Origin of the sequence: Hoylesella timonensis S9-PR14 (genome assembly GCF_000762405.1) — a bacterium.
GTDB classification, from domain to species: domain Bacteria; phylum Bacteroidota; class Bacteroidia; order Bacteroidales; family Bacteroidaceae; genus Prevotella; species Prevotella timonensis_A.
This window is the reverse complement of the sequence record NZ_JRPQ01000249.1, coordinates 1-5116: the sequence shown is the minus strand read 5'-3', so window position 1 is coordinate 5116 and position 5116 is coordinate 1. Positions and strand designations below refer to the sequence as shown.

5 protein-coding genes are annotated in these 5116 nt (G+C 42.8%); 4 read left to right on the top strand and 1 reads right to left on the bottom strand.

Features of this window, described 5'->3' with window-relative positions:
* Positions 1–199 precede the first annotated feature (199 nt).
* Positions 200–853, top strand: a complete 654-nt coding sequence (locus HMPREF9304_RS12315; RefSeq protein ID WP_197061675.1) for a S24 family peptidase — start codon at positions 200–202, stop codon at positions 851–853.
* Positions 854–896: 43 nt separating this feature from the next.
* Positions 897–1565 (top strand): hypothetical protein, encoded by a 669-nt coding sequence (locus HMPREF9304_RS12310; protein ID WP_036929668.1) that lies wholly within the window; start codon positions 897–899, stop codon positions 1563–1565.
* Between the two features lie 479 nt (positions 1566–2044).
* Here HMPREF9304_RS12310 and HMPREF9304_RS12305 read toward each other — a convergent pair whose 3' ends face one another.
* Complete coding sequence (locus HMPREF9304_RS12305) at positions 2045–2284, bottom strand: hypothetical protein (protein WP_036929665.1); 240 nt, start codon at positions 2282–2284, stop codon at positions 2045–2047.
* Positions 2285–2740: 456 nt separating this feature from the next.
* On the opposite strand from HMPREF9304_RS12305, the gene HMPREF9304_RS12300 reads away from it, so the two are divergent.
* Together HMPREF9304_RS12300 and HMPREF9304_RS12295 are read left to right on the top strand one after the other, a co-directional pair.
* Positions 2741–3994 carry a site-specific integrase gene (locus HMPREF9304_RS12300; RefSeq protein WP_036929662.1) on the top strand — a complete coding sequence of 418 codons (1254 nt, stop codon included), beginning with the start codon at positions 2741–2743 and terminating at the stop codon, positions 3992–3994.
* Between the two features lie 13 nt (positions 3995–4007).
* On the top strand, positions 4008–5116 hold a 1109-nt coding region (locus HMPREF9304_RS12295), incomplete at its 3' end, for a site-specific integrase (protein ID WP_036929676.1).

Below are 5116 nucleotides of genomic sequence, written 5' to 3'. Positions count from 1 at the left end.
TTCATAATCTTTAATCCTTTAAATTCGTTAATCTCGCCCCTTTTCCGTATCTTTGGGCGCGTTTCCTAATGGAACACGTTGCAAAGATACAGTTTTCTGTAATACGGACAAAGTTTTTAGGTAATTATTTTTCAATATTCTGTATATGGGAGATAAAAAAGAGGTCTCAAGCAGATTTATAGAGGCCTATGAAAGGCTTTTGAGTGATGGCTTGGTAACCAGTAAGAAAGAGTTTGCATCCAGTGTAGGCGTCAGCCCATCCATGGTAACCGAGATTTCTAAGGGAAGGAGCAGTGTTGGAACTTCAGCAATACAGAATATTGTACTTCTTTATGGGATTTCAGGGGAATGGCTTCTCACAGGCACAGGGAATATGCTTAAATCTGACCTCGACAAGCCAATAGAAGCCCATAAGAGGTCTGCCGAACCTCCCAAATCCTCCAATAAGCGGAGGGGCATCCCTCTTATTCCCATAGATGCCGTGGCAGGTTTCCCATCCGCCGACAATGATGGCGTATATATGGAAGACTGCGAACACTACTCAATCCCGGAGTTTGAGGCGAAGGGGGCAAACTTTCTCATCCGGGTTTCAGGCGACTCCATGCACCCCCTCTATGAGAATGGCGACATCATCGCTTGCCGTAAAATTTCCGACATACTCTTCTTCCAATGGGGTGGCATCTACGTCCTCGACACCAGTCAGGGTGCCCTCGTCAAACGAGTGGAGGAAGCAGAAGACGATCAAGAATCCATCCTCTGTATTTCCGAAAACCCACGCTTCAAGCCATTCCACCTTCCTAAGTCCGACATCCGCTCTCTCAGTACGATCATCGGCCTTGTTCGCTTGGTATAACTTCGCCTTCCTTCTGTATCATAAATAATTAAAATTTTATACAATGAAAAAATATCTATTACTATTAGCTTTTATGTTTCTAACTTCGACTAATTCTATTGCACAAAAATTTGAATGTATGGACTTTGTTTCTAAACAAGCAAAATGGAATGCAATAAAAAAAAGTAGCAATAAGAAATGGGCAAAAGAGGCTATAAAACATTTTCCACTTAATTTGGATGGAGACATTTATTATAAGTATAATGTGGCTAATAATTGCAATATGACCACTAAAGAAATGACGAAGATAAGTTATGGCTTCTTAAAATCGATTCTTAATTTAGAAAAAGGTGCAGAAATAAAGATAGACACGATTAATAATATTTGCTACGGTGAAGGGAAATGGGCAAATGTGGGGCAAGTCACAGGACTTTATAATGCAACTATTATACATGCTGAATTAAAAATAAGGATAAAGGTATATAAAGATTCTCTAACTTTTGAAACAAAAGTACCTCATTATATTTTGGGTGCATTTGATTTATTCAAAAAAGGGACAGAATCAAATTTAATATCTCCTAAAGCTGTGTTCCCGTCAAATCTTAATGGTGATCATAAAGAATCTTATTCACAGGCATTTATTAACTGCAATGCATACTCCTACAATACAATGTCATCCTTTTTATCTTACTTGAATAAACATAATGATGATAAAAGCATTGACACTTGGTAATAATCACCCAATAATGTCCAATTTTAGTTATTCGCACAAACCTATATAACACTTTTATTGTACAGGTTATAATTCGGTCACTTCAACGTTCTCCCACAGCCCCCCATCTCCCCCCCCCATGCCCCCCTTTCGGGGGCTTCCCCCTCTTTTTAGTTTCCTTATAACGAATAAGTGCCTGATTTCTCGTTATATAATAAGGTGAAACTTCAAAACATGGTGGCATTTAGGGGGGGGGCTATCGGTACTAAAAACGCACTTATCTTTGAAAAAACAGTATCTTCACCCCCTTGTATCGTACCCCCTCAAAACCCTATTTTGAATAACCACTTTAATATAAATGAATAACCACTTTGAATAACCGGTTGAATAAGCACCCCCCTAAAATCACCCACAGAGCACGAAAAAAAGGGTGATAAAACCACGCTGATTTTACCACCCTTTCAAACGGCGTTTTAAGGCTGTTCTAAGCCCCCTCTTTATTAGTCTTTATACGTTACCCCTGAACCGCCCGAAATAAGCGTAGATTGCTTTATAATAGCCTGTTTCGTGATAATAGTGCCGTTCCCAGATAGCCCGGCATGGAGCAAATAATTGCGTGTGGCGCCCACCTGTTTAGGCGTAAACACTGTATAAACGGCTGATATGCTACTGAAATACCAGTCCTTTCGCTTCGTTCCTTCTAATCCGTGTATCAAATGTACATGTATAACCTTTGCCATAATCCATATTTTTACGATGCAAATATACCAAATAATATCTATATGGAATAAAATAGCATTTTGTTTTTTTTGAAAAAGCAATAAAAAAGAGCGGAATACCCACCCTCAGTTCTGTCCGGTTTGGCTCAATGTAAACCAGTCGTAACTGTATGTAAACGTTTAGCCCCTCTTTTAAGCCTCAACAAGCACCAGATGTAAACCAAAATTAAACCAATGTAAACGTTTCGTTTTAGAGGCTCATATTTTATCTAAACGCATAACTCTTTGAAATATAAAACAATAAGCCGTTTTTATCCTCAATTCATTTTATACGCTTCGTTCTGTGCCCCATAAGAAACGATGAAAGGAAAAGAACAGCTAAAAGTGGTAACTAAAACGGTGTTTTCTCTTTCATTATCAATGTTTTGCATCGCTCAAAGTTCCTCTGGGAAGTATAATTTTGTAAGCAAAAAAACAATGGAAAAAGAAAAAATCAAGCTGCTTTTCTACCTCAAAAGAGGTACGCAGGACAAAAACGGAAAAAGTCCCATCATGGGACGCATCAGTATCGGTCGCTCAATGGTTCAGTTCAGTTGCAAATGTGCCTGTACGCCAAAAATTTGGGATAGTCGTAAACAGCGACTTGTAGGAAAGAGTTCCGAAGCCGTATCAGTGAACAGGGAACTTGACCGACTGCAAGTAAGTGTCTATCAAGTTTATGAATCGCTTTCGGGCAAGTTGAACAACACTGTCACGGCAAGGAAGATAAGGGAACTTGTATTCGGGTTAAACAGCGAGTCGCAGGGGCTGCTTCATCATGCGGATGAGTATATTGACCGCTTCCGTGAGCGAGTTGGCATAGATCGCAGCGAAAGAAGACTGAAATGTCTGCTGCTCTTCCGCAAGCATCTGTCTGAATTTCTGAGATGCCGCTACCATGTGGACGATATCCCCGTGCAAAAAGCCGATACAGCCCTTATCAAGGACTTGGAGGAGTATTTTGCCAAAGAAAAGGGTTTTAAACTCAACACTTCGGCTGGTTATCTTACTATGCTGGCATCCCTGCTCAAAGACCTGCACAAACGGCACATCATAGACACCTATCCTTTTATCGGTCATTCCATCCGCTGGGACGTTGGAACACCCCGATACATTACAAGGGAGGAAGTAAACAAGATTGCGGCATTAACCGATAACGAACTGCAAGGCTACGAGCAGGTGTCGAGGGATATGTTTCTCTTTTCGTGCTATACAGGGCTTTCCTACACGGATGTGTACCACCTCACGGCAGAGCATATCATCCACGAGTCTGATATGGATTGGATACGCAAGCCGAGAGTGAAGACGGGCAATGTATGCCACATTCCATTATTACCCGAAGCATCCGCCATCATTGAGCGGTACAAGGGCATTCATACGAGGGCGTTCCGCCACGAACCCCCAAAAGGGTATCTGCTGCCCATACCAGGCTGTGACACATTGAACATACACCTCAAAAAGATAGCACGACTTTGCGGTATTCAGAAAACGCTGACCTATCACATGGCAAGGCATACCTTCGCATCGCAGATGACGCTTTCAGAAGGCGTNTCCATCGAAAGCGTATCGAAAATGCTCGGACACAGCCAAATAAAGACCACACAGGTGTATGCAGAGACTTCTCCNGAGCGTGTCTTTCGGGATGTGGAGAAGATTCTCCCTCTCATCGCACAATATCGTTTAATCAACTAAAAGTNCAAGAACAATGAAAAGTACATTTTCAATTCTATTCTATATAGACAGAAGCAAGACAAGCGAAAGGAATGAATGCATTATCCGCTGCCGTATCACCTGCAATGGTGCGTCTTCTTCATTCTCAACAGGTTTGTACACCTCNCCNGATGATTGGCAANCAAAGAAAGGGCGCATAAAAGTGGTGGCAAACAGAGCGAATGCCGTCAATCTGCAACTGAACTCAATAGAAGAACGACTTCACGCACTCTATGAACTCACGTTAAGAGAAGAGAACTACATTACGGCTGAATACCTCAAAGAGCAGTACCAGCACCAAAACAAGCCCACCCCAACACTCATTGAGATTTACCAATCCGTCTGTGAAAGCAGGGAGGCATTGCAGGGCAAGACGATAGGAAAGGCTACCGTTAGGGCTTTCAGGGACAGTAGGAAGAATTTTGCACTTTTTCTAAAAACAAGGGGAAACGGGGACTGTCTTCCTAAAGAGGCAGACAAGGACCTCATAGAACATTACCGCCTATTTATGCTGCGGGACTTGGGAAACAAGGAAAGCACTGTTTCCAATCGTCTGCGCCACCTGCATCAAGTCATCCGAAAAGCACTGCAAGAGCGATATATCCGTGAAGACCCTTTTGAGCAGATAGACATTGAAACGCCCACCTACGAGCGCAATGCCCTCACTTCTGACGATTTACACAAACTTCTCTCATATCGCCCACACCGCTCGGTGGACAACCATTGCAGGCTCATCTTCCTCTTGGGCTGTTTCACGGGGCTGGCATTCTCAGACTTGAAGAAACTCCGAATGGNCGATGTTTATACATTCGGGGATGGGCGTAGGTACATATCGCTCTGTCGCACAAAGACACAGAACAGGAGCATTGTTCCTTTATTGCCCATTGCCGAAGAGATACTCACCATTGNCAGNGACGGACGAAAGGAGGGTTTGCTCTTTCGTGAGTTCCCCACGAATAGCCATTTCAACCGCAAGATAAGGGACATNATCATCAAGGCNGGACTCCCANCTCATACCGAAGCCACTTCGCATACGGCACGGCANACCTTTGCCACGACCATCTGTTTGGAGAACGGTTTGCCGATAGAAACCGTCAGTAAGAT